Here is a 24,675-nt window from a genome sequence, read left to right as displayed (position 1 = left end):
TGCAGTAATCAGGGCTAAGATGGTTGGATGTTCAATATTAATCAGGAGAATCCAAGTGACTGACGGCGTTAAGCATATTATCGCAGTAGCCTCAGGTAAAGGTGGCGTCGGCAAAAGCACCGTAACCGCCAATCTGGCTTTGGCCATGTCGGCTCAGGGCAAGCGGGTTGGCGTACTGGATGCTGATATTTATGGCCCCAGCCAGGCGCAGATGTTTGCTGTTCCCGCCGATCAAAAACCCAAGTCGGACGATGGTAAAACCTTTGATCCCATCTATGCCAAGGGCATCCAGTTGATGTCCATGGCTTTTCTGGTGGATCAGAAAACCCCGATGATCTGGCGTGGACCCATGGCTTCAGGAGCTTTTCAGCAGCTGCTCAACCAGACCCGCTGGGATGACCTGGATTATCTGTTTATCGACATGCCTCCCGGTACCGGTGACATTCAGCTGACCATGGCACAGAAAGTGGAAGTCAGTGGCGCTGTCATAGTGACCACACCTCAGGATATTGCTCTTCTGGATGCCAAAAGGGGCATAGAGATGTTCCGTCAGGTCAAGGTGCCAGTGCTGGGTGTGGTGGAGAATATGAGCCTGCATACCTGCTCACAATGCGGTCACAGTGAACCGATTTTCGGGGAAGGTGGCGGTGAGCGTATTGCTCAGGAATATCAGACCGAACTGCTGGGGCAACTGCCTTTGGCCCTGTCCATTCGTGAACAGGTGGATCAGGGGCATCCCAGCGTTGAAGCTGAGCCTGAAGGCAAGGTTGCAGAAGTCTTTAAAAAGATTGCCGCCAATATTCGTGAGAACATGGAAAACCAGGACAGCGGGTCAGGCCCGGAAATTTCCTTTAGCGAATAACAGCATGATCAAAGCACAGGGAAGTGCTTAAAGTTTCTTTTGGATACGAGTAAAGGAAAGGGTAATTCCAGGAATAAATTGGTGGAGCTAAGCGGGATCGAACCGCTGACCTCTTGCATGCCATGCAAGCGCTCTCCCAGCTGAGCTATAGCCCCACGAGCTGAAGAGGCTTGAATTATATAGCCTCTTTGCCCGGTGTCAAGCCTTAACCGCGAAATTTCCAAAGACCGTAGCCACCCAACAGCAGTGACAGGGTGCCAGTGACATAGTATTGCCAGACCGCTTCCGGTGGTTCGCCGGTGACTTCACGTATAAGGTGCATATCCAACCGCTGTTGAAGATCATAGCCCCAGTAGAGCAGGATGATACCCATCAAAATCAAGACAACACTAATTGCTCTTCTCATTGGGAACCTCTTGGTTTTTATCGAAAAAATAACTGACTGGCTGGGAAAAAAGTTCTTGCTCATGCTTTTCCAGCCTTGCATGGGCCGCTTTCAAAGCCGGTAAATCCAGAAGGCTGTCCGGCCAGGAGCTGGCCGGAGGCATACGCCAGGGCAGTTGTTCCAGCCAGTTGGCAAAGCTGATCCTGGAAAAATCCCGACCGGGAAGCCAGACCTCACGTTCGGCATCAAAAACGATCCAGTGCTGATCCTGTAACCATTTTAATCTGTCCTGCCAGAGTTCAGGATTCTGGCTGCCCGCAAGGCTGCGCAGCTGGTTCTCGTCAATGCCCTCCCCTTTGCCAAAAGCCTCCCAGAGAACTCTGAGCACCACCAGTAATTGCAGGCCCGGCTCCAGCTTTTCAACCGTCACTTCTTTTCCCGGCAGGCTCAGCAAAGCCACCCACTCTGCAGCCAGCAAAATCAACAGCCAGGAAACATACATCCACAAGAGAAACAGAGGAAAGGCAGCAAAAGCCCCGTAAACCAGCTCATAACTGGGGAAGCTGGCTACAAACCAGGTAAAGCCGGCCTTGGCCGTTTCAAACATCAAGGCCATAACCATCCCTCCCATGGCAGCATGTTTAAAGCGCACACTGCAATGCGGCACAGCCCAGTAGAGTAAAGTGAACGCCAGAGCACTGAAAATAAAAGGCACGTAATTCCAGAGGATGGCCGCACCACCCGGCTCCGTAACCATTTCCAAAAGTGGCAGGGTGGTCAGGTAAGAGCTTAAAACCAGACCGGCCCCCAGCAGCAAGGGGCCCAGGGTCAGCACCGTCCAGTAAATCAGAAAAGCCTGCAAACCCCGCCTGGGCTTTTCCACTCGCCAGATGGCATTAAAAGCCTTTTCGATATTAAAAATCATCAGACCGGCGGTGATAATCAGAAAGACAACACCCACCAGAGTCAGCTGCCGGGCCTGCTGAGCAAAATCACCCATATAGTCCTGCACCACCTGCCCCGTTGCAGGTACAAAATGATCAAACAGCATGCTTTGCAAATCATCCTCCAGGCCGCGGAAAACCGGTAAAGCAGCGAGCATGGAGTAGGTCACTGTCAGCAAAGGTACAACGGCAAACAGGGAGGTATAGGTCAGGGCTGCAGCATTTCTGGGGCAGTCATCATTGATAAAGCGCTGAAAAACAGACAACAGCATTTTAAAAGACGCCAGGTTTTGCAGTTTGGCAAGCAGCTGGGCAATTCTTTGCATGAGCAAGGTTCCTTCAGGTCAAGCAGGCAGTTAGAATGGTTGCAGTTTATCACTGACCCGAGAAAGGCAACAATTTAATGGCCCCCACCCTTCTGCATAACCCTCGCTGCTCCAAATCCCGTCAGGCTCTACAACTTCTGGAAGAGAAGCAGGTGGACTTCGAGCAACGCAAATACCTGGAGGAGCCCCTCAATCAGGCTGAGCTGGTTCAGCTTCTGGACAAGCTTCAACTCACTGCCCGGCAACTGTTGCGCTCCGGAGAAAGTATCTATAAAGAACTGAATTTGCAGGACAAAAGCCTGTCTGAAGAGCAGCTGATTGCCGCCATGGTGGCCCATCCCAAGCTGATGGAGCGGCCTGTTTTCATCAAGGGCGACAAGGCTGTCATTGGCCGTCCTCCCGAGCAGGTATTGGAAATCATCTAGCTTTTTTACAAGGAACCATCAATGTCTTTGCCTTATATTTTGGTACTTTATTACTCCCGCAATGGCAGTTTGGCCAACATGGCCCGTGAGATGGCCCGGGGTGTCGAGCAGGTTTCCGGCGTGGAAGCCCGCCTCAGAACCGTACCGGCTGTATCCGCTGTTTGTGAAGCAACTGCAGCAGCCGTACCGGAAACAGGTGCCGTTTACGCCACAGAGGATGATTTGCGACACTGCGCAGGCCTTTTGTTGGGCAGCCCCACCCGCTTCGGTAATATGGCGGCTCCCATGAAATATTTCATTGATTCCACCAGTGGGCTTTGGTTGTCCGGTGCCTTGATCGACAAACCAGCAGGTACTTTCACCTCAACATCCAGCCTGCATGGTGGTCAGGAAACCACTCTTTTGAGCATGGCCCTGCCCTTGCTGCATCAGGGCATGATCTGGGCCGGACTGCCCTACTCCAACCCTGAACTGGTGGCCACTCAGGAAGGTGGCACCCCTTATGGAGCAACGCATGTGGCTGGAGCAGACAGCAACAGTGAACTCAGCCAGACGGAAATCAAACTCTGTCGCGCCCAGGGCGAACGCATTGCCCGCCTGGCCAAAAAACTCAGCGATTAAACCCATTTTCAATTTCAAGGCAAAAACGTGAAACCTGCAAAACCCCTTCCCAAGCGTGAACTTCACCAGAAACTACTCATCAGCCGGATATTGACCCTGGGCAGCTATTTTGGCCTGCTGTTGGTTCTGTTGGCCGGACTCATTGCTTTCCCACCTCCTGAAGAAGCCCGCTTTGCTGTGATTCTCGGGGTGCTTTGGCTGCCCCTATTGGTGTTTTTTCCTTTCATCTGGTTAAAACAGCCCCGCCCCCATGCCTGGCTGTGCTTTGTCAGTCTGGTGTACTTTATGCAGGGAGTGACCACCGCTTTTATTCCAGGCAAGGCCGGGCTGGGTTTTTTGCAGGCATTGCTGGCCTTGACTCTATTCACCGCCGCCATGCTTTACGGGCGCTGGCGAGGCATGCAGTTGCGTGGAGCGACCCTGGATTAGTCTGCCTGGGTCAAGTTAAGCAGCAAACGCACCACTTCCAGCCATGCCTCCTCCTCACTGCGCCCCGAACGCAGTGCTGAGGCATGGGCACCAATTTGCAGATGTGCACTGGTTCCCCGGTTCAGGATCTTGGCGCAGATTTCTAGCTCTTCCTGGCATCCCAGGGCTTGGGCATCCTCCTGCAGCATCTCCAACATCTCCAGCAGCAGGTGTTTATAAGGACGAATTTCCCCTGTTCCCAGGTCCACCAGACCGGCATCAGTGCCATAACACTGGGCACGCCAGCGGTTCTCGTTGATCAACATGCGTGCATAGCTCCGCCAGCGCTGGTTGCGCAAACGCAGACGGTACAAGTAACGCAGCAGACAGCGGTAAAGAGCGGCGATGGCCACCGAATCATCAATCCGGGTGCAGGAGTCTGCCACCCGCATCTCCAGAGCCTCATGACGACTGGAAGGGCGCAAATCCCACCAAAGCCGGGAAATGTCCTCAATCAAGCCTGATTTGACCAGCACATTGGTGTGGGCTTCAAAATCAGCCCAGGAGTCAAAAAGATCGGGAAGACCCGTGCGCGGCAGCTCGGAAAAAGCACTGATGCGATAACTTTTCAAGCCGGTTTTGGCACTCAACCAAAAGGGTGAGCTGGTGGATAGCGCCAGTATGTGAGGAACAAAATAGGAAACCTGATTCATCAGGTCGATACGCAGGTCAGGATCCTCAATGATCACCTTGACCTGCATGCCGCAAGTCAGCAAACGTCGGGACAAATCGCGCAGCTCCAACACCATTCCATGCTGTTGTCCATCCTGAGTTTGCCGCTGACGGTGCCAATCCGCAAAAGGGTGGGTTCCCGCTGCCATGGGTGCCAGGCCAAAATCAGCAGCCAAGGCGGCCAGTTGCTTGCGAAGCTGCCAGGCTTCACGGCGCATTTCGGTCAGGTTTTCATGAAAGCCAGTCGCAGTGCGTATCTGTGCCCCAAGAAATTCCGGCCGCACTTTTTCACCCAGTTCATTGCGTAAACGCTGAATAAGCTCGGGTGGCTGCTCGACGATGACATCCAAAGTGTCCAAATCAACGAGAAGAAACTCTTCCTGAAGGGCTGTTGCAAAGGTGGGTGTACTGGTCGGTTGAATAACCTGACTGTGAAACATGAGAACTCCAGAAGAAGTGAAGCCCTCATTTTATAGCTTATAAACGGGATTCCAACTGCAAAACCTGCTACTTAGGTCGTGTTTGTATGGGCATTTTGTCGCAGCTGGTTAAATTTTATGGCAGTTGCAGGCTCACCAGGCCAAAACGGTGAATTTCATGGGCAACTTCTTTGTTTTTCAGTTCACGCATACGGCTGATGACCTTATCCAGCAGCAATTCCGGTTCGCCCGGCTCGGGCAATTCGGCAACAGCGACGCTGGAATGGATTCGCAAGGTCGGGAATTCGGAGTACTTGACCTTGCTCAGGGCTTTGCTGATTTTGTCAGCCAGCAGCAAGCCGTCCTGCTGGCCCTTGTTGGGTAAAAGAATGCAGAGTTTACGGCCACTGAAACGGGCACAGATATCATCCCTGCCCGCACAATGCTGAAGCAGGCTACCCATGTTTTTGAGAACACGATCGCCAATACTCTGGCCAAATTGTTCATTGATTTCATGCAGGTTTTTCATATCAATGGCAACCAGGGTCAGACGCAGACCATTGGGGCCGACTTGATCCAGCAGCTCGCGAAAGACCTGCAGAAAAGCATCGCGTTGGTAGAGATGGGTGGTTTTGTCTTGGCGGGATTCAATCTGGGCATCGGCAAGCAGATTATGCACCTTGTCGGTTACCGCAACCCGTTCGGCAATGTCCCGACCATTGGCAACCACGTAGGAGCGGCCTTCATAGTCCAGCAGTTGCATGCGGAACTCAAAATCATGGTCGGTACCCAGGCTGCGCCTGACCGGTGTGACCAGGGTCATACCCTCGCCTTGATCCAGGTATTGCAGGTTTTCGAGGATGCCTTCCAGCTCAGCATCGGTCAGTTCCGGCAGGAAGGTGAAAGGGCCTTTTGAGAGGAGTTCATCAACCCCCATCCCCAACCAAGCGGCACCATGCTCATTGACAAACAGCAGACTTCGATCACTGGGGTCTATCACCAAAACCAGATCCAGTGATTGTTGCAGGATATGAGCAATTTCTTTTTCAGAAATCTTAGCCAAAGTGCTTTCCTTCTGCTGCTAGAGTTTTAATGGCAAAAATAAGTCAATCAGCTTTTAGATTTATAGTCCAACTCGGCGCTGGAAGCAAGACCCCCCGCTTTCAGCACCCCTCACAAACTACCATTTTAAAGCCTGGCGTACAAAAGGAATTGTCAGCTTGCGCTGCTCCTTGAGACTGGCATCATCCAGCACATCCAGAGTTGCAAACAAGCCGCTCAAGCGCCTGGGGCTGCGGTGTAGAAGGTAGCGTGCCACTTCATCCGGCATTTGCAGACCGCGTTTTTGGGCACGCATTTTCAAGGCAGCCAGCTTGTCGTCATCCTCAAGTGTTTGCAACTGATAAGTCAGACCCCATGCCAGCCGCGAAGCCAAATCCGGTAGTTGTACCGGCAGATGGGCCGGTGAGGAAGCGGCTGTTATTAACAGCATCTTACCCTGGTCTCTCAGGCGGTTAAAAGTATGGAACAAGGCTTCTTCCCAGGCAGAGATTCCGGCAACTGCATCCAGGTCATCCAGACAAACCAGAGACTGATCCAGCTCGGCCAAAGGGCTGGGGCTTCCTCCAGCCATCTCCTGCAACGACAGATAGGCGGCTTCCATGCCCTGCTGCTGAGCCCGGTGGTAGCATGCCTGCAGCAGATGGCTTTTGCCGCTGTCCTGCTTTCCCCACAGGAACACATAACGAAAGCCGGGTTGCTCAAGCATTTCCGGCAAATGCGTTACTATTGCCGGGTTTTTACCCAGATGAAAATTGCTGAACTGGGCAGCATCCTGCAAATGAACGCCAAGAGAAAGCTGTACGGGTGCGGCCATGCTAATCAATCCTAGTTGGCTTGCCACTTGAACCAGGCATCAACTTGCCTGAAAAAAGCTGGATCTTCGCTAACGCCTGCCTGCGGATCCAGTGCTCCTGACTGTGCGGTAAAGTCCTCCTGTTTTCTGGCCTGCTGAAGGCTGTAGAAGGACGTCTCTTCTAGTCGACCATCCAGCTTCAGGTTGGCACGCAGTTGATCCACACCGCCGCGCAGATCAACCTGTAACAGGAGTTGGTCCTTCTGGGTTTTCACAAGCTCCACATCCTTGGTCAGGGACAGTTCATTCAAATAGCTCATCATTTCTGAAAAATCGGCAATTTTTTGGATCTCGGAAACAGCCAGGCGATAACTGCCCGCCCCCTGATCCGGTGAGCTGGCATAACGCTCAGACAGGGATTCGGCCACAAAATCAACGCCAGATTCGAGCGCTTCACCCAGAGTGGCTGCCGAGGTGTTGTCCCGAACCGAGTCCAGGCCGGTGAACAGCTGCCAGTTAACGGCCCAGGTGCCGGATGAGGGGTAAATACGTCCAACGGCGATGGCGTCCGGCTGATAGGCCTGGCTGGCTTCAAGAATTTCCCGGCTGAAGCCTCCCCAGATATCCGACAACAAACCCGGCGGTAAAGATTTCTGTTCTTCATCAGGCAGTTCCAAGGGCAGACCCCGTTGTAGGGCAAGCTCATCAAGCAATTCGCTCAAGGGCTGGTTGCTGCTGGGGGTGACCAGATAACGGCCCTGTCGGCCCTGCAAGGCAATCAAAAAAAGAGTTTTGGGGCGACTGGCATCCCAGACGGGCGCTTGCATCCGTTGCAGCAAACGATTGATACCGTCAGGATCAAAATCCAGTTCGAGACGCTGGGCCCGAACTTCATCACCTTCTTTGTTTTCAATCAATTGGTCGGAGGACTGGTAACTGTATTGACTGACCCAACGTTGGGCATTGGCCAGTTCCTCCCAAAGCTCAAGCTGTTCTGTCGTGGCCAGTTTCTGATAGGTTTTTTGTGCCTCCTCCCGCTCTGCAGAGGACTCTGCCGTATCCAGTGCCTTTTTCATTTCAAGAAAATCGTCCGGTGGCATTTTCTCGAGTACGGCCTGAGTGCCGGAAACCCGAACCAGAAGACGCTTAAGCATTGCATTGGCAGCTTCTGCCCGTGTGGAATCACGAGTATCAGGGACCAGAGCCTGAAGGCTGTAAAGATTATCAACCCGATCCGCATAAAGAGGTTGCGCACCTGCCATTAAAAAAATAAGCCAGATACTTGTGTATAGAGCGACCTTGATTAATTTCACCTTGCTCATCCGTTATCAGTGCAAACAGTCATTGACTCAAACAATTTTAACTCAGGCTGGCTGACTTCGTGGAGCCTGAGGCTTCAGGGTGTTAGAATACGCAACTTTTATGGCCTTGCCCATTTTTACTGACCGATTTTCTAATGCAGGACACTCCATGAGCCGTAGCAAAACCCCGATTACTTATAAAGATGCCGGTGTCGATATTGATGCCGGGAACGCGCTGGTCGAGCGCATCAAAGGTGTAGCCAAGCGCACCAGCCGTCCGGAAGTCATGGGTGGCCTGGGCGGTTTTGGAGCCCTCTGCCAGATTCCTGCCGGTTACCGTGAACCCCTTCTGGTTTCAGGTACGGATGGTGTGGGCACCAAGCTGCGCCTGGCCATGGAACTGAAACAGCATGACACCATCGGGATCGATCTGGTTGCCATGTGCGTCAACGATTTGATTGTCTGTGGTGCCGAACCCCTCTTCTTCCTGGATTACTATGCAACAGGCAAGCTGAATATTGATGTGGCCGCTGATGTGGTGACAGGCATAGGCACTGGCTGCGAACAAGCAGGCTGCGCACTCGTTGGCGGTGAAACGGCAGAAATGCCCGGCATGTATGAAGGCGATGATTACGATCTGGCCGGTTTTTGTGTAGGTATCGTGGAAAAATCCGAAGTGCTGGATGGCAGCAAAGTGGCTGCAGGCGATGTGCTCCTCGGCTTGGCTTCTTCAGGCCCTCACTCCAACGGCTATTCCCTGATTCGCAAATTGCTGGAAGTCAGCGGTGATTCCCTGGACATGCAGCTGAGCGATGGCAAGCCGTTGGGACAGGCACTCATGGAGCCCACGCGCATTTACGTCAAGCCGCTGCTGAAACTGATCAAGGAAGGTGCGGCCATTCATGCTCTGTCACATATCACCGGTGGCGGCCTGTATGAAAACATCCCGCGGGTGCTGCCTGACAACTGTAAGGCTGAGCTGGATTTAACCACTTATCAGCGCCCTGCTGTCTTCGACTGGATGCAGGATGTCGGCCAAGTGCCCGAAAAAGAAATGTACCGGACACTCAACTGCGGTATTGGTATGGTTCTCGCTGTTGCCTCGGATCAGGCAGCCAGCATCCGCAAAGAACTGGAAGCACAAGGTGAAACGGTATTTGAGTTGGGCGTGATCAGCAACCGCAACCCTGACGAAGAGGCCGTCGAAATCAAGGGGCTTAAAGAATGATGCATGGCGGGGAACCAGTGGACGCTCGTCGAGTCGTGGTTTTGATTTCAGGTAATGGCAGCAACCTGCAGGCACTGATCGACACTTGTAAGACCCAGGAGGGCCTGGGTGGCGAAATTGCTGCAGTAATCAGTGACCAGGCCGATGCCTATGGCCTGGAAAGAGCCAAGCAAGCCGATATCGCCACAGAAGTTTTGCCTGCTGCAGGTTTTGCAAGCCGTGAAGAGTACGACCAGGCCTTGATCCGCCTGATTGATGACTATCAGCCGGATCTTCTGGTTCTGGCTGGCTTCATGCGAATTCTCTCCCCGGCTTTTGTGCTGCGCTTTCATGGCAGGCTGCTGAATATTCATCCTTCCCTGCTTCCTAAATACAGAGGGCTACATACCCACCGCCGTGCTCTGGAAGCCGGTGACAATGAACATGGCGTCAGCATTCATTTTGTCACGGAAGAGCTGGATGGCGGCCCTCTGGTGATTCAGGCCAAGGTGCCGGTTGAGGTGGATGATGATGAGACCAGTCTGGCACGCCGGGTGCAGGCCAAGGAACATTTGCTTTATCCCATCGTCGTGCGCTGGTTTTTGCAGGGTCGTCTGCAACTGCAGGGCGATCAGCCGCAACTGGATGGTCATCCTCTACCCAAATCTGGTGTTTTGTACCAGGAAGACACCTGAAAACAGCGCATTTGACTGGACACGCTGATTCCTGCCTGTCATTATTTTGCGTTTTTATACTCTTGTCGCTGGCCTGAAGCGGGAAAGTGCCACCTTCGTCCGGTGGCCGCCGCTTCCAGAAAAGTAGACAAACACATGAACCAAGTGTCCTCTCGTAAGGGACACCACTGCTCAGGAAAAAGACTATGCCTGTCATTACTCTCCCCGATGGAAGCCAGCGTGCTTTCGATCACCCTGTCACTGTTCATCAGGTCGCCGAATCCATCGGTGCCGGCCTGGCCAAGGCCGCCCTGGCGGGCAAGGTCAATGGCACTCTGGTTGACACCAGCCACACCCTTGACAGCGACAGCGAACTGGCTATTGTCACCTCCCGTGACCAGGAAGGCCTGGAAATTCTACGCCACTCCTGTGCCCACCTGATGGCCATGGCTGTTAAAGATCTTTTTCCCAAAGCTCAGGTTACTATTGGCCCGACCATTGAAGACGGTTTTTACTACGACTTTGATGTGGAAGGGGCTTTTACTCCAGAAGATCTGCAGGCCATTGAAAAGCAGATGGAAAAGCTGGCGAAGCAGGATATTCCTGTAGAACGCCAGATCATGACCCGTGAAGAAGCCATTCCCTTTTTCGAGGAAATGGGTGAAATCTACAAAGCTGAAATCATTCGCGATATTCCCGCCAATGAAGAGCTTTCCCTCTATCGTCAGGGCGATTTTATCGACCTCTGCCGTGGCCCCCACGTTCCCAGCACCGGCAAACTCAAAGCTTTCAAGCTGATGCGCGTTTCTGGTGCCTATTGGCGCGGTGACTCCAACAACAAGATGCTGCAGCGCATTTATGGCACCTGCTGGGGCGATAAAAAAGAACTCAAAGCCTACCTGCACCGCCTGGAAGAAGCCGAAAAACGCGACCACCGCAAGCTGGCCAAGCGTATGGATCTTTTTCATATCCAGGACGAAGCGCCCGGCATGGTCTTCTGGCATGCCAATGGCTGGACACTCTATCAGACTCTGGAAACCTATATGCGCGGCGTGTTGCGTGATAACGGTTACCAGGAGGTGCGTACCCCGCAGATCGTGGACAGGATGCTCTGGGAAAAATCGGGCCACTGGGAACATTATCACAGCAACATGTTCACCACAGTATCCGAACACCGGGATTACGCCATCAAACCCATGAACTGCCCCTGCCATCTGCAGATTTTCAACCAGGGTTTGAAAAGCTACCGTGATCTCCCCCTGCGCATGGCTGAATTCGGCTCCTGTCACCGCAATGAGCCTTCCGGCTCCCTGCATGGCTTGATGCGGGTACGCGGCTTCACCCAGGATGATGCTCATATCTTCTGCACTGAAGAGCAGATGGAAGAAGAATCCGCGCGTTTCATTCAGCTCACTCTGGATGTTTACAAAGCTTTTGGTTTTGAAGATGTTGAGCTCAAGCTGTCGACCCGCCCGGAAAGCCGCATCGGTGAAGATGCCCTCTGGGACAAGGCAGAGCACGCTCTGGAACATGCTTTGAACAAGATCGGCAAGGACTGGGATCTGCAGCCGGGTGAAGGTGCCTTCTACGGTCCGAAAATCGAATTCTCGCTGCGTGACTGCCTGGGGCGTGTCTGGCAGTGTGGTACCCTGCAGCTGGATTTTGTCCTCCCCGGCCGCCTGGGCTCCAACTATGTTGCAGAAGATGGCAGCCGCAAGACACCGGTCATGCTGCACCGCGCCATCCTGGGTTCCTTCGAGCGTTTTATCGGTATCCTGATCGAGCATTATGCCGGAGATCTGCCACCCTGGCTGGCCCCCATCCAGGCCGTGGTACTCAATATCACCGACAAACAGGCTCCTTATGTTCAGGAGCTGGCAAAAAAACTCTATTCCAGCGGCATTAGAGTCGAAACCGACTTGAGAAATGAGAAAATAGGCTTTAAAATCCGTGAACATACCCTAGCCAAAATTCCTTATTTGCTGGTTGTGGGTGATAAGGAAGTCGAATCAGGCACTGTTGCCCTGAGAACTCGACATGGTGAAGACTTGGGTACTTATGATCTGGCTCAACTTCAGGCCAAACTGCTGGAGCGTTGAAAGTGCTACACTCGCGACAGTAACCGACTGAAGAAAGGCAGCAGGGTGAAACGGCAACAAGCCAAAGCCCTGTGATCAATTGCAAACAAGATGGAGATATAGCAATCAAGCGAGCTAATCCAATGAGAGGGCGGGATCCAAAAAAGAACCTGCCCCCGATAAATGAGAATATCCAGGCCGAAGAAGTTCGTTTAATCGCACAAGATGGCGAACAAGTCGGTGTTGTTCCTCTCCAGGAAGCCCTGGATAAAGCCGCTGAGGCCGAACTGGATCTGGTCAAGATTTCTGAAGCAGACCCCATCGTCTGCAAGATCATGGACTATGGCAAGTATGTTTTCGAACAGAAAAAAGCCAAGAATGCCCAGAAGAAAAAGCAGAAACAGATCCAGATCAAAGAGGTTAAGTTTCGCCCTGGCACCGAAGAAGGCGACTTTCAGATCAAGTTTCGCAATCTGAAACGTTTCCTTGATGACGGTGACAAGGTTAAAATGACGCTTCGATTCCGTGGTCGCGAAATGGCGCACCAGGACATAGGCTTGCGCCTTTTCCAGCGGGTTGAAGAAGAACTGGGTGATGCTGTTGTGATCGAATCTCGTCCCCGCCTTGAAGGCAGACAGATGGTCATGATGATGGCACCCAAGAAGAAATGATCCCCTGTTTCCAGTGATATTCAAGCCGGTACAAAAACCGGCTTGCTTGAGTTCTGGTTCACAGGTCAATTTCCGGGCCTGGATCATGCCCAATCCCTTGCAACGCATCTTTAGATGCACTTGTGGAGTATTTAGTAATGCCTAAGATCAAATCCAACAGTGGTGCGCGCAAGCGTTTCAAGCCGACTGCCAAAGGCTTCAAGCACAAGCAGTCTTTCCGCAGCCACATCCTGACCAAGAAAAGCCCCAAGCGTAAGCGTCAACTGCGTGGCATGAAGCAAATTGCTGCTTCTGATGTGCCGATGATCAGACGCATGCTGCCCAGCGTTTAAGGTTCTTTTCAATTAATTTTTCAAGTCAGGAGTAAGTTTCATGGCTCGCGTAAAGCGTGGTGTACAGGCGCGTCGTCGTCACAAAAAGATTTTAAAGCTGGCTAAGGGTTACTATGGAGCCCGTAGTCGTGTATTTCGTGTTGCCAAACAGGCAGTCATCAAGGCAGGCCAGTACGCCTACCGTGACCGCCGTGTTCGCAAGCGTCAGTTCCGTGCCCTCTGGATTGCGCGTATCAACGCAGCAGCCCGTATCAATGGCATGTCCTACAGCCGCTTCATTTCCGGCCTGAAAAAAGCCGATATCGCCATTGACCGCAAGGTTCTGGCTGATATCGCTGTTCACGACCAGGCTACTTTTGCAGCCATCGTTGAGAAATCCAAAGCCGCCCTGGCCTGATACTTCTCCAGCGATTGCTGACAGCTTCTGGTTTTCGACCAGGAAGCTGAATAACGGGGGAAGGGCACTGCTCTTCCCCTTTTTTATTTGCCCCAATTTTTTCTGGAGTCGTGCAGATGGAAAATGATGCAACACTGGAGGCCAGGGTCAAAGAGGCACTGGAGCAGCTTAACCAGGCCCAGGACACCCAAACTCTGGATCAACTTCGTGTCCAGTATCTGGGGAAAAAAGGCGAACTGACGAGTCTGCTGAAAAGCCTGGGCCAACTGCCCGCTGAAGAGCGTCCCCAGGCCGGTGAAAAAATCAACCAGGCCAAACAGCAGGTCCAGGAAGCCATCAACCAGCGCAAAGAATTACTGGATTCCCAGGCCCTGAATGCCAAACTGGCTGCTGAAGCTGTTGATGTCACCCTGCCGGGCCGAGGCCAGCCATCGGGTGGCTTGCACCCGGTCACTCGCACCATTGCGCGTATTGAAGATTTCTTCTCCACCATTGGCTTCTCTGTGGCTGAAGGCCCGGAAGTCGAAGATGACTACCATAATTTTGAAGCCCTGAATATTCCGGCGCATCACCCGGCGCGTGCCATGCACGACACCTTTTATTTTGATGCCCACACTCTGCTGCGTACCCACACCTCTCCCGTTCAGGTACGCACCATGGAAGAACAGCAGCCACCGATCCGCATCATCTGTCCGGGTCGTGTCTATCGCTGTGATTCCGATATGACCCACTCCCCCATGTTTCATCAGGTCGAAGGCCTGCTGGTGGATGAGAACATCAGTTTTGCCGACCTGAAAGGCATATTGCAGCAATTTTTGCGGGCCTTTTTCGAGCAGGATCTGCGGGTACGCTTTCGCCCCTCTTATTTCCCCTTCACTGAACCTTCCATTGAAGTGGACGTGGATCGTGGTGATGGCCGCTGGCTGGAAATCCTGGGTTGCGGAATGGTTCACCCCAAGGTGCTTGAAATGTCCGGCATCGATCCGGAAAAATACACGGGTTTTGCCTTTGGTATGGGTGTTGAACGTCTGGCCATGCTGCGCTATGGCGTCGATGACCTCAGACTCTTTTTTGACAATGATATGAAGTTTCTTGGCCAACTGAGTTGATCATCAAGCACACCAATTGACAGGATTTAAATCAATGAAATTCAGTGAACTCTGGTTGCGCGAATGGGTGAACCCCGCGCTGGATACCGAAGCCCTGGAAACACAGCTCTCCCTGGCCGGTCTGGAAGTGGATGGCTGTGAGCCTGCTGCGGGTCGATTCAGTGGTGTCGTGGTGGGTGAAATCCTGGCTGCAGAACCCCACCCCAATGCTGACAAACTCCAGGTTTGTCGAGTCACAGACGGCGAAGAAGAGTACCAGGTGGTTTGTGGCGCTCCCAATGCCCGCGCTGGCCTGAAAACCGCTTTTGCCAAGGTCGGGGCTGTTTTGCCCGGTGATTTCAAAATCAAAAAGGCCAAGCTGCGCCAAGTGGAATCCCAGGGCATGCTCAGCTCGGAAAAAGAGCTGGGCCTGTCTGATAACCATGAAGGTATTATGGAACTGGCCGAGGATGCCACCAATGGTCAGGATCTGCGTTTTTATCTGAACCTCAATGATGCCATTTTTGATGTGGATCTGACCCCCAATCGCAGTGATTGCCTGTCCATTGCCGGCATGGCCCGGGAAGTGGGTGTTTTGAATCGTGCCCGAGTGAATCAGCCGATTTTTAAGCACGTCCCCCCCACACATGATGAACAACCCCAAATCACCCTTGAAGCCCCTCATGCCTGCCCCAAGTACCTGGGTCGGATCATCAAGGGAGTCAACATCCAGGCACCCACACCCATCTGGATGAAGGAAAAACTGCGCCGCAGTGGTATTCGCAGCCTCGACCCCGTGGTGGACGTCACCAACTATGTGATGCTGGAACTGGGTCAGCCTCTGCACGCTTTTGATAACTCACAAATCGTGGAAGGTATTCGTGTGCGTCTGGCGGAAGACCGGGAAAAACTGGTACTTCTGGATGGCTCGGAACTGGAATTGACCGCGGATACTCTGGTTATTGCCGATCACAGCAAAGCTTTGGCACTGGCTGGCATCATGGGTGGCGAACACTCCGGCTGCACTGAAAACACCCAGGATATCCTGCTGGAAGTGGCCTATTTTGATCCTCTGGCTCTGGCTGGCAAAGCCCGCAATTATGGTTTGCACACCGATGCTTCGCACCGCTTTGAGCGGGGCGTGGATTTTCAGGTACAGGAAAGAGCCATGGAACGGGCCACTGAACTGCTTCTGGACATCACCGGTGGTGAACCCGGCCCGGTTGTGGAGGCTGTACAGACAGATCAACTCCCCACGCGCCCTGATGTCACCCTGCGCAAAAACCGCCTCGAACAACTCCTGGCCGTACGTCTTCCTGACGAAGAAGTAACCGACATTCTGACCCGTCTGGGCTTGAAGGTTGATGATCTGGGTGATGCCTGGCAGGTTCAGGTGCCCAGTTATCGTTTTGACATCAGCTTGGAAGTGGATCTGATCGAAGAAGTCGCTCGTGTCTATGGCTATGACAAGTTACCCGTCAAAGCCCCCACGGCCTCCCTGCTGTTGCAAAGCCAGCCGGAAGCCAGGATCACCCTCAGGCAACTGCGTTCCACCCTGGTGGCACGAGGTTACCAGGAAGCTGTGACCTACAGCTTTATCGATCCCAAATGGTCCCAGGCCTTCGACCCTGACAACACACCGCTGCCACTGGCCAATCCGATTTCAACGGAACTGTCGGTCATGCGCACCAGTTTGTTGCCCGGTTTGACCAAAGCACTGGTTCACAACCAGAAACGCCAGCATCCGCGTGTGCGCCTCTTTGAAAGCGGCCTGAGATTTATTCAGACACCCGAAGGTCTAAGTCAGGAACCCATGCTGGCTGGCCTGATCAGCGGTGCCCGACTGCCGGAAGGCTGGAGCAATCAGGATGAAGCCGTTGATTTCTTTGACCTCAAAGGCGACCTGGAGGCTCTGCTGGAACTGGGAGGGGACTCTGGCAGCTGGCAATTCAAGCCTGCTGAACACCCTGCCCTGCATCCGGGCCAGAGTGCCGAAGTTCTCTGCCAACAAGCGGATGGTCACTGGTTGTCGGCAGGTTGGCTGGGTGCTCTTCACCCACAACTGAGTAAACAACTGGATGTCCGGGGTCAGGCCCTGGTTTTTGAAATTCACCTGGACAGCCTGCAGGCGGGCAAACTCCCCCGCTTCAAATCCCTTTCACGTTTCCCAGAAATGCGCCGTGACCTGGCTCTGCTCGTGGATGAAGGCCTCCCCGTAGGTCAGCTTCTACAGGAAGCAGAAAACCAGGGCGGTGAATGGCTGCAAAAAGTGACCCTTTTTGACGTTTACCAGGGAAAAGGGGTTCCTGAAGGGAAAAAGAGCCTGGCTTTGGGCTTGACCTGGCAACATCCTTCGCGCACTCTTACGGATGAAGAAATAAATGCTCAGGTTGACCAGATAGTTACGGCCTTTTCGCAAGGTTTTGCTGCGGAATTAAGGAGCTAATAAAAGGCTCCTTTGACTGGTGTGCTGAGCTTAATCAAGCGAATTATCCAGAAGAAGGAGCTAAAACGTGGGAGCCTTAACCAAAGCCGAAATGGCTGAAAAGCTGATCGATGAATTGGGCTTGAGCAAACGCGACGCCAAAGAGATGGTTGAACTTTTCTTCAGTGAAATAAGGGACTGCCTGAAAGAAAATGAGCAGGTCAAAATATCCGGTTTCGGGAACTTTGACCTGCGCGACAAACGCGAACGTCCCGGGCGCAACCCCAAAACAGGCGAAGAAATCCCCATTTCCGCCCGCCGGGTCGTCACCTTTAAAGCAGGTCAAAAGCTCAAAAGTCGCGTTGAAGCCTATAAAGGTTAAAAAACCTAAACTTTTGTTCATTAAGGGGTTTTCAAAATTAAAAAAGGCGCCTATAATGCGCAGCGTCTTGAGGGCAAACCCCAACCAGCCCCAGGATGGCTTCCAAAAGAAGCAGTAAAAAGATTGACGGAGCGTGGCGCAGCTTGGTAGCGCACTTGCATGGGGTGCAAGGGGTCGCTGGTTCGAATCCAGTCGCTCCGACCATAAAAATCAAGGGTTTAGCTCAAAAGGCTAAACCCTTTTTTTGTGCTTGATGGTTTTTGCCCCACTTTTTGCCCCACCAATTTCGGTGCAGCTCCCCCAGCGGGATTTGAAGGTTTTGATCCCTACACTTTTTGGCTCCACGCCAACCTTGGGTGCAAAACGTGCCACTTTTTCCTTGAGCTTTTGCTGAGCCTGGCGTTTGTACCAGCGCACCAAGGCGTTAGGCACCATGTGAGGCTGCTTATCGTCATTGGGCAAGGCCACCAGCAAGCGTCCGTTCAGGAGCTTTACAGGCGCAAAGGGGCCACGTATGACTTGCGCCCAGGTAGGGAAAAGCTTCTCCTGAGACAAATTGGCGGCTACTGGCGAACTACTACTGTCAATGGCCATTTATTTTGACCCACCTTTGGCCAATAAAATTGACCCACCTGGTGCGTTAGTTGGTTAACTTTTCTTTCAGTCGATAGCTTTCTCCTCCCAGCATGAAGATGTGTGAGTGATGGATAATCCGGTCTACGATGGGTATGGCCACATTGTCGTTATGGAAGAACTCTCCCCAGTCGGTGAAGTCCTTGTTGGTGGTCAGGATGATGGAGCGGTACTCATACAGGCTGTTGACCAGTTGGAAGAGGTTATAGCGGGACTGGCGGCTCATGGGCAGGTATCCCAGCTCATCAATGATCAGCAGGTCGTTTTTGGCCAGCAGGCTGATCCGCTTTTTCAGTTCACCGCGTTTTTCAGCCAGTTCCAGCTCTTCCACCAGGGTCATGGCCGTTTTGAACAGCACCTTGTAACCGGCTTCGATGGCTTTGTAGCCCAGGCCAATGGCCAGGTGGGTTTTGCCCACTCCCGGTGGCCCGATGAACACCAGGTTCTGGCGCTGATCCAGGAAGTTGAAGTCCAGCAGCGCACTGATCTGGCGTTTATTGATGGTGGTCTGGTGACGATAGTCGAAGTCATCCAGGCGCTTTTCCATCGGGAAGTGAGCTTGTTTGAAGTGACGCTTGCGTATTCCAGACCAAGCCTGCCACTGATTCCAGACGAAAGCTGCCACCCATTCCACGCGAAGCCTGCCACTGATTCCACGGCAAAGCTGCCACCTGAGCAGTGAGCCTGAATCTCCCTTTTTTGATGCTCCCTGCGGGATAACTAACCGGTAATCTGACTTCATTTCATTCGGAGATGAGCAGATGCCAGCCAAGAGGTTATCCATGCGTAAGATTAAAGAAGTCCTGCGTCTCAAATGGGACAGGGGGCTCAGTAACCGGCAGGTTGCTGCAACCTGTGGTATCAGTCGCCCGACTGTGAGCGAGTATCTGCGACGTTTTTCAGAAGCGGGTCTGAACTGGCCCTTGCCCGCTGAGATGGATGAGTCCAGGTTGGAGCAGAAGCTGTTTCCTCCAGCGCCTGACTTGCCTGCTCAGGCCAGAGGCCTACCTGATTGGCAGCAGATCCATCAGGAGCTTAAATTCCCTAAAACCACCCTCTTCCTGCTGTGGCAGGAGTACCGTGCGGCCAATCCTGAGGGTTATCAATACAGCTGGTTCTGTGATCACTATCGGAGCTGGCAAGGCAAGTTGGATCTGGTGATGCGTCAGAATCACCGAGCCGGTGAAAAGCTCTTTGTGGATTATGCAGGTCAGACAGCCCCCGTCATTGATCCCAACACAGGCGAGATCCGTGAAGCTCAGATTTTTGTTGCGGTCATGGGGGCATCCAATTACACCTTTGCTGAAGCCACCTGGTCGCAGAAGCTGCCAGACTGGATCCACTCTCACATTCGTGCCTTTGAGTTCCTGGGTGGTGTGCCTGAGCTCGTGGTTCCAGACAATCTGAAATCCGGTGTCACCAAGGCTCACCGGTATGAACCCGATCTGAACCCAACCTACCAGGACATGGTCTCCCATTATGGGGTCTCGGTTGTGCCTGCACGGGTTCGTAAACCCCGCGACAAGGCCAAAGCTGAAGGCGGTGTGCTGATCGTTGAACGCTGGATCCTGGCGGCCCTGCGACACCGACAACACTTCTCTCTGGGTCAGTTAAACGCTTCCATCCGCGAACTGCTCACCCTGCTGAATCAGCGCCCCTTCCGCAAACTGCCTGGCAATCGCCAGGAGCACTTTGAAACCATCGATCGTCCGGCTCTACAGCCCCTGCCTGCGGAACCCTACACCTATGCCCAGTGGAAGAAGGCACGAGTCCACATGGACTACCACGTAGCCTTTGAGGGGCACTATTACTCGGTTCCTTGCAGCCTGGTAAAAAAGGAGGTGGAGCTGAGAGTCACTGAATACACCCTTGAGGTCTTTTATCGAGGCCAGCGCGTTGCCAGCCATCAGCGCAGTGCCCATAAGGGTCGTCATACCACGGTGACCGCACACATGCCTGAAGCCCACCGCCAGGCCGGTGAATGGACCCCCGAGCGACTGGTGAAATGGGCTGCGAAAACGGGCCCGGCAACCGAGCAGATGATTATCAAGGCGCTTGCGCATCGCAAGCACCCTCAACAAGCTTACCGAGCCTGTCTGGGGATCCTGAGGCTGGGCAAGGCCTACAGTGAGAAACGGCTGGAGTCAGCCTGCCAAAGAGCCCTGATGCTGGGTAGCTACCGCTACAAAAGCATCGAATCCATCCTCAAGCACCGGCTGGATGAGCAACCGCTGGACATCCAGGAAGAGCTCTCCCTACCGGATCAGCACGACAATATTCGTGGCCCTGCCTACTACCATTAAAGGATCTTCATCATGTTAAAACACCCCACTCTGGACAAACTCCACGCCCTCAAACTCAATGGCATGGCAGCGGCTCTAACCGACCTGTCCCTCACACCTGAAAGCGAACAAATGAGCTTTGAAGAGCGACTGGGCCTACTGGTGGATCGAGAGATGACCGAGCGAGAAAACCGGCGCATGAGCAGTCGATTAAGGCGAGCCAAACTCCGGCACACGGCCAGCCTTGAGGACATTGACTATCGCAGTCCGCGGGGGCTGGACCAGGGACTCATTCAATCCCTGGGGAGCTGTCAGTGGATCAAGGAGCACCTGAATCTACTGATCACAGGGCCAACCGGTGTGGGCAAAACCTGGCTGGCTTGCGCTCTGGCACACAAAGCCTGTCGAGAAGGCTACACCGCCCAGTATGTTCGCCTGAACCGATTGTTCCACGAGCTATCCGTAGCCAAGGGTGATGGTCAATACCCCCGCCTGCTCGCCAACCTGGCCAAGGTTGATGTGCTGCTTCTGGACGACTGGGGACTCATGAAGATGACCGCAGAAAACCGTCGGGACCTGTTGGAAGTCATGGAGGATCGACAAGGCCGACGTTCAACTATCGCCACAAGCCAGCTGCCCGTTGAGGAATGGCACGGTGTCATCGGTGATGCCACCCTGGCTGATGCGATCCTGGATCGACTGGTACACAACGCCTACAAGATCAATTTAAGAGGGGAATCAATGAGAAAAAAGCGAAAAAAGTTGACTGAAAACCCACCTTCGGAATAACAATGAAAACCCCGCATTGAGCATCACCTGGGGTGGCAGCTTTGCCGCGGTCCGGGTGGCAGCTTTGAAATGGAATGGGTGGCAACCTTCAGCGGTTTACGCAGACGCTGGATGCGTTTTTGATCGCGTTCTTTCAGCTCATAGCCCATCAGGTGGTCGATACACTGTAGATAAGACCAGTCATTACTTTCAGCTTCACCGAGCAGCTGAGGGAGCTGTTGAGCCATCCAGGTCAGCCTCAGGCTTTTGCAGCGGGCGCGGGTTTGTTCAAGCTGCCCCATGGGTCACCTCCTGGCCACTGGACTGGCCAAGTCGCTGGTAAGCCGAGAGGTCTACATGGTTGGCCGAAGTAGCCTCTGGCAGACCGTGATCTGGATAACGCCCTTTGCTCCGCGCCTGACGTTCCGCCTCCAGGTAGCGTTTGATCTTGCCAGCGGTAATGCCGGGCCGCTCGGCCAGCTGCACAAGCAGCTTTCGATCTTCCGGCTCCAGGTGAGCCAGGATGGATTTCAGGGCAACCAGCTGATCCTTGACGACTCTAGGCTCTGAGCGCCTGATCTGCTGGCAGAGTGTCTGACCCAGAGCCTTTCCCAGCATTTGACTGATTTCGGTCTCCAGCTGCGCCACCCGAGCTTCCCTGTCCCGGTAGTGGTTGTTGTTCTTGATGATGCGCCCCTTTTCCAGGCACAGGGTATGTTCGGCCAGGGTCTCACCAGTGTTTAGGTCGGTAATGACCAGACGGCCTTCCTGCTGCATTACACCGACCTGAGATTGCTGCCAGGCCAGAGGCACGGAGTATTTATTGGCTTGGTAGCTGATCAGACCGGTTTTATCCGCACGACGAGTTTCAATCGCCGAAGGCTGACGAAGACTGCTGGGGGCCAGGTAAGGCTTCAGCTGAGTTCGTTCTTCGGCCATAAAAACGGTGTGGGGGATCTGGCCGGTGGTGCCATGCTCACGACGGTTGGCCACTTCATCCAGCCAGTTTTGCAGATGGTCTCTCACGGCTTGTTGACAGGTGAAGTGTTCGCCATAAAAGCAGTCCTGCTTGACGTATTTGACCCCAGCTTCCACCTTGCCCTTGCTCTGGGGGTCATAGCCTTCACAGGCATGGATTCTAAAGCCTGCGGTGGTGGCATACTGGTAAAAGCGCTGGTTGGCCTCGATTTCCCGGTATTGCTCCTTGATCACCACCAGCTTGGTCTGGTCATAAACACACTCTTCGGTGATGCCGCCAAAATACCGGAAGGCTTCATCATGCAGTTGAATAAAGGCCTGGGTATCAAGGGGCTGGAAGCTCAGGCCCACATACATCAGACGCGAGAAAGAGAGCACGAAGACAACAAAGTGAAGGGTGACCTCCTGATCACCGACCCGAACGCCTCGCAGCTCGCCGGGATCAACCTGACATTGAACACCGGCCACATCATCAATAATGGGTTCAAAGTAGCGAACCTGAGCTACAGCCACTTCCTGGCGCAGCTGTTGAATATAACGGCGCAAACTTCGATCAGATGCAGGGATGGAGCCATATTTAGTACGCAGCTTACGAGCAACCTTCACCGCACTCAGCTTGGGGAACTCACCCAGTAGGTACACCAGATAACTGCGGTAATCATCCAGCTTTTTGCTGCGACTGGGGTCTGATTGCTGACCTTGAATGGCTTCTTCCGATAGACGCAGATACTTGCGAACGGTATTGCGAGAGATGGACAACTGCTTACTGATGGCTCGGACGGAAAGACCCTGGCCGTTGTCGTGTAGTGCTTTGATTTTATGAATCACAACCCACTCCTTCAAAACCCTTCCCCTTAATCATCATCGTTGAGGGAAGGTACTGGTTTTGGTGGCCAAAGCCACCTTGGGGGTGGGTCAAAATTAATGGCCAGAAGCGGGTCAGTTTAGTTGGCCATTAACAACTACCCTGCTTCGGGAGTAGTGGCTTTAATTTTTTTCAGTATTCCGGGTTCAAACCCCATTTCTTAGATTCAACCATTGCCATGTTTGATAATAGTCACCCTGCCTCGCTTACCCCGGGAAAAAGTATACGGAGTACCTGCAACACGAGTAGTTACATTTTAGTTAGCAAAGCTCAAAGCAATTTCATTATGTATATTAGTATATTTTAATGTGATGAACACTTAAACTGACACCCCTACCCCTACGTCATTCACTGCTTTACTTTGGGCTTACTCCACCTGCTCACTTTGCCAATCGCCATAAGTTTTACGACTCTGGCTCTCAAACCAGACAGTCCGACCATTGGCAGGCCGTCCAGAGACAATAGCTGCGGCAGCACTCGGGCTGGAAAAACCCTGATCCTGGGTAAAACGCATGCCCCCTTTATCATCCTGAGCTAATACACCATCTTGCACCAGTTGCTGGTAAAGCGGCTTGTAACTGGCGTAGTCAGTTTTACTGGCCCAATGATCTCTTGCATAGCTTCCAGCCAAAACCACAAACTCTCCCTCGACTTCTCTGGCTTGCGCTTTGATGCCGTATTTTGCAATCTCCATCACAAAGGTCGTGACTGACTCTTCAGTCTTATTGGAAGACTGTGGCATTTGGGTCGCCTTTTGCCGCTCACGCAGAAAATCAAAGCCGAGAACAGGCAAGAGCATGCGTATTTGCTCAATAAAGAAAGCCATATCCGCCTGATCAGACTCAGGCAGGATGGTGTAGTCATGGGCGGTGTTATTGATCAGACCACAGCGACCCGATTCTTTAGCCAAGGCAAGTAGTCTGCTTTCAAGAAATTTTGCATGGGCTTTAGTTAGATTTTGATCTTTACTTGAAATCACACAGACCTTTTCCCAGAAATCCTTGCCACCCTGATCTTCTGGACGATGATGTTGCTTCAATCGCTTGGCAATATCATCCGACTCCCCGATGTAGACCAAGGGACGCATTGCATTTTCAGGGTCTGTACCCACGAGAAAATAGACACCGGTACGAGCACATTCAGGTCGCTGAACCAGTTCAGGTAGCTTAGTACGAGGCCCAGTTAAAGCGTGCCCCGTCCAATTCATGATTTCCGCAGTCATCAAGCCATTGGCCAACCCATCAACTAAAAACAAACGAATGCTGCGCCCTTGTCTACTCATGTCACTTCTCCAAGTCAAAAAATAGCCGGAATTTCTTGGCTTAAAAAAACGGCCTACAAACTCAATCTCATCGCATTGGCCTTCAGCCTTCAGCCACTCTCTGCATTCCTGATAATCGGGCATGGCCTTGAATCCGATATTAAGAGTATCAATTGAAATAAGGGAGTAATTGCATCCTGCCACCCATATATTACTTAATAGCAACATATCGACGTAGCAGTCTGAATGTTAACGATCCAGCGACCGACTCAACTTATCTCTCAAGTTATATATGGCTTGGGTTACCGAGGGATTGCCAATTCTAGCCATAAAAAAACCCAAGCGGCCAGAAAACT

Annotated in this window: 26 protein-coding genes and 2 tRNA genes; 16 read left to right on the top strand and 12 right to left on the bottom strand. The window is 52.8% G+C overall.

All coding sequences use genetic code 11. The features are described 5' to 3' along the window. Positions 1–55 precede the first annotated feature (55 nt). On the top strand, positions 56–862 hold the full coding sequence (gene apbC / locus LG323_RS02960) for an iron-sulfur cluster carrier protein ApbC (RefSeq protein ID WP_404418894.1): 807 nt from the start codon (positions 56–58) through the stop codon (positions 860–862). A 79-nt stretch (positions 863–941) separates the two neighbouring features. On the opposite strand, the gene LG323_RS02955 is transcribed toward apbC, so the two are convergent. The 3 genes from LG323_RS02955 to LG323_RS02945 all read right to left on the bottom strand — a co-directional run bounded on the left by LG323_RS02955 (position 942) and on the right by LG323_RS02945 (position 2,517). Next, a tRNA-Ala gene (locus tag LG323_RS02955) sits at positions 942–1,017 on the bottom strand. Between the two features lie 50 nt (positions 1,018–1,067). Then, positions 1,068–1,268 (bottom strand): DUF3185 family protein, encoded by a 201-nt coding sequence (locus tag LG323_RS02950; RefSeq protein WP_404418892.1) that lies wholly within the window; start codon positions 1,266–1,268, stop codon positions 1,068–1,070. Then, on the bottom strand, positions 1,252–2,517 hold the full coding sequence (locus LG323_RS02945; RefSeq protein ID WP_404418890.1) for a YihY family inner membrane protein: 1,266 nt from the start codon (positions 2,515–2,517) through the stop codon (positions 1,252–1,254). Before LG323_RS02945 ends, LG323_RS02950 begins: the two co-directional genes overlap by 17 nt. A gap of 77 nt (positions 2,518–2,594) precedes the next feature. Between LG323_RS02945 and arsC the strand changes: the two genes are divergently transcribed. Genes arsC through LG323_RS02930 form a run of 3 tightly spaced genes read left to right on the top strand, consistent with a single transcriptional unit; the run spans position 2,595 to position 3,992 of the window. After that, positions 2,595–2,942, top strand: a complete 348-nt coding sequence (arsC, locus tag LG323_RS02940; protein ID WP_404418888.1) for an arsenate reductase (glutaredoxin) — start codon at positions 2,595–2,597, stop codon at positions 2,940–2,942. A 21-nt stretch (positions 2,943–2,963) separates the two neighbouring features. Further along, positions 2,964–3,563: an NAD(P)H:quinone oxidoreductase gene (gene wrbA / locus LG323_RS02935; protein WP_404418886.1), complete on the top strand. Its 600-nt coding sequence runs from the start codon at positions 2,964–2,966 to the stop codon at positions 3,561–3,563. Positions 3,564–3,590: 27 nt separating this feature from the next. Next, positions 3,591–3,992: a DUF2069 domain-containing protein gene (locus tag LG323_RS02930; protein ID WP_404418884.1), complete on the top strand. Its 402-nt coding sequence runs from the start codon at positions 3,591–3,593 to the stop codon at positions 3,990–3,992. Here the strand turns inward: LG323_RS02930 and LG323_RS02925 are convergent. From LG323_RS02925 to LG323_RS02910, 4 genes are all read right to left on the bottom strand, one after another. After that, positions 3,989–5,143: a carboxylate-amine ligase gene (locus LG323_RS02925; RefSeq protein ID WP_404418882.1), complete on the bottom strand. Its 1,155-nt coding sequence runs from the start codon at positions 5,141–5,143 to the stop codon at positions 3,989–3,991. The two genes, LG323_RS02930 and LG323_RS02925, sit on opposite strands and share 4 nt — an antisense overlap. Before the next feature lie 115 nt (positions 5,144–5,258). Further along, complete coding sequence (locus LG323_RS02920; RefSeq protein WP_404418880.1) at positions 5,259–6,185, bottom strand: GGDEF domain-containing protein; 927 nt, start codon at positions 6,183–6,185, stop codon at positions 5,259–5,261. Between the two features lie 117 nt (positions 6,186–6,302). Continuing rightward, on the bottom strand, positions 6,303–6,998 hold the full coding sequence (gene hda / locus LG323_RS02915) for a DnaA regulatory inactivator Hda (protein WP_404418878.1): 696 nt from the start codon (positions 6,996–6,998) through the stop codon (positions 6,303–6,305). Positions 6,999–7,009: 11 nt separating this feature from the next. Next, positions 7,010–8,239, bottom strand: a complete 1,230-nt coding sequence (locus LG323_RS02910; protein ID WP_404418875.1) for a DUF2066 domain-containing protein — start codon at positions 8,237–8,239, stop codon at positions 7,010–7,012. A gap of 208 nt (positions 8,240–8,447) precedes the next feature. Here LG323_RS02910 and purM point away from each other — a divergent pair, with 208 nt between their 5' ends. From purM to LG323_RS02860, 10 genes are all read left to right on the top strand, one after another. After that, a complete protein-coding gene (gene purM, locus LG323_RS02905) occupies positions 8,448–9,506 on the top strand; it encodes a phosphoribosylformylglycinamidine cyclo-ligase (RefSeq protein WP_404418873.1) in 1,059 nt (352 codons plus the stop codon). Continuing rightward, the gene (gene purN, locus LG323_RS02900; protein ID WP_404418871.1) at positions 9,503–10,180 is read left to right on the top strand and encodes a phosphoribosylglycinamide formyltransferase; all 678 of its coding nucleotides are present in this window, start codon (positions 9,503–9,505) and stop codon (positions 10,178–10,180) included. Before purM ends, purN begins: the two co-directional genes overlap by 4 nt. Before the next feature lie 185 nt (positions 10,181–10,365). Further along, positions 10,366–12,258, top strand: a complete 1,893-nt coding sequence (gene thrS, locus LG323_RS02895) for a threonine--tRNA ligase (protein ID WP_404418869.1) — start codon at positions 10,366–10,368, stop codon at positions 12,256–12,258. Positions 12,259–12,380: 122 nt separating this feature from the next. Further along, positions 12,381–12,908: a translation initiation factor IF-3 gene (gene infC / locus LG323_RS02890; RefSeq protein ID WP_310696291.1), complete on the top strand. Its 528-nt coding sequence runs from the start codon at positions 12,381–12,383 to the stop codon at positions 12,906–12,908. A gap of 137 nt (positions 12,909–13,045) precedes the next feature. Next, on the top strand, positions 13,046–13,240 hold the full coding sequence (rpmI, locus tag LG323_RS02885) for a 50S ribosomal protein L35 (RefSeq protein WP_310696289.1): 195 nt from the start codon (positions 13,046–13,048) through the stop codon (positions 13,238–13,240). 40 nt (positions 13,241–13,280) lie between these two features. Further along, positions 13,281–13,637, top strand: a complete 357-nt coding sequence (gene rplT / locus LG323_RS02880) for a 50S ribosomal protein L20 (RefSeq protein WP_072326259.1) — start codon at positions 13,281–13,283, stop codon at positions 13,635–13,637. 116 nt (positions 13,638–13,753) lie between these two features. Next, complete coding sequence (pheS, locus tag LG323_RS02875) at positions 13,754–14,746, top strand: phenylalanine--tRNA ligase subunit alpha (RefSeq protein ID WP_404418866.1); 993 nt, start codon at positions 13,754–13,756, stop codon at positions 14,744–14,746. A gap of 34 nt (positions 14,747–14,780) precedes the next feature. Next, positions 14,781–17,171 (top strand): phenylalanine--tRNA ligase subunit beta, encoded by a 2,391-nt coding sequence (gene pheT, locus LG323_RS02870; RefSeq protein ID WP_404418864.1) that lies wholly within the window; start codon positions 14,781–14,783, stop codon positions 17,169–17,171. A gap of 67 nt (positions 17,172–17,238) precedes the next feature. Beyond that, positions 17,239–17,532: an integration host factor subunit alpha gene (ihfA, locus tag LG323_RS02865; protein WP_310696283.1), complete on the top strand. Its 294-nt coding sequence runs from the start codon at positions 17,239–17,241 to the stop codon at positions 17,530–17,532. 127 nt (positions 17,533–17,659) lie between these two features. Further along, positions 17,660–17,736 (top strand) — tRNA-Pro (locus LG323_RS02860). Between the two features lie 27 nt (positions 17,737–17,763). On the opposite strand, the gene LG323_RS02855 is transcribed toward LG323_RS02860, so the two are convergent. Both LG323_RS02855 and istB (LG323_RS02850) read right to left on the bottom strand, forming a co-directional pair. Next, positions 17,764–18,126, bottom strand: coding sequence for a YgjP-like metallopeptidase domain-containing protein (locus LG323_RS02855; protein ID WP_404418861.1), 363 nt, complete (start codon positions 18,124–18,126; stop codon positions 17,764–17,766). A gap of 46 nt (positions 18,127–18,172) precedes the next feature. After that, entirely contained in the window at positions 18,173–18,799 is a 627-nt protein-coding gene (gene istB / locus LG323_RS02850; RefSeq protein WP_404418859.1) for an IS21-like element helper ATPase IstB, read from the bottom strand. Between the two features lie 127 nt (positions 18,800–18,926). Here istB (LG323_RS02850) and istA (LG323_RS02845) point away from each other — a divergent pair, with 127 nt between their 5' ends. After that, positions 18,927–20,468, top strand: coding sequence for an IS21 family transposase (gene istA, locus LG323_RS02845; protein WP_404418318.1), 1,542 nt, complete (start codon positions 18,927–18,929; stop codon positions 20,466–20,468). Positions 20,469–20,480: 12 nt separating this feature from the next. After that, positions 20,481–21,236: an IS21-like element helper ATPase IstB gene (gene istB / locus LG323_RS02840; RefSeq protein WP_404416229.1), complete on the top strand. Its 756-nt coding sequence runs from the start codon at positions 20,481–20,483 to the stop codon at positions 21,234–21,236. 23 nt (positions 21,237–21,259) lie between these two features. Here istB (LG323_RS02840) and LG323_RS02835 read toward each other — a convergent pair whose 3' ends face one another. The 3 genes from LG323_RS02835 to LG323_RS02825 form a co-directional block, all read right to left on the bottom strand. After that, positions 21,260–21,517 carry an ATP-binding protein gene (locus LG323_RS02835; protein ID WP_404418857.1) on the bottom strand — a complete coding sequence of 86 codons (258 nt, stop codon included), beginning with the start codon at positions 21,515–21,517 and terminating at the stop codon, positions 21,260–21,262. Next, on the bottom strand, positions 21,504–23,021 hold the full coding sequence (istA, locus tag LG323_RS02830; RefSeq protein WP_404416226.1) for an IS21 family transposase: 1,518 nt from the start codon (positions 23,019–23,021) through the stop codon (positions 21,504–21,506). The genes LG323_RS02835 and istA (LG323_RS02830) overlap by 14 nt, the downstream gene beginning before the upstream one ends. A 404-nt stretch (positions 23,022–23,425) precedes the next feature. After that, the gene (locus tag LG323_RS02825) at positions 23,426–24,463 is read right to left on the bottom strand and encodes a GIY-YIG nuclease family protein (RefSeq protein ID WP_404418855.1); all 1,038 of its coding nucleotides are present in this window, start codon (positions 24,461–24,463) and stop codon (positions 23,426–23,428) included. Positions 24,464–24,675: the final 212 nt, after the last annotated feature.

The sequence above is a fragment of the Marinospirillum sp. genome, assembly GCF_044810985.1.
In the GTDB taxonomy this organism is placed as follows: domain Bacteria; phylum Pseudomonadota; class Gammaproteobacteria; order Pseudomonadales; family Halomonadaceae; genus Marinospirillum.
This window is presented reverse-complemented; position numbering and strand designations above follow the sequence as displayed.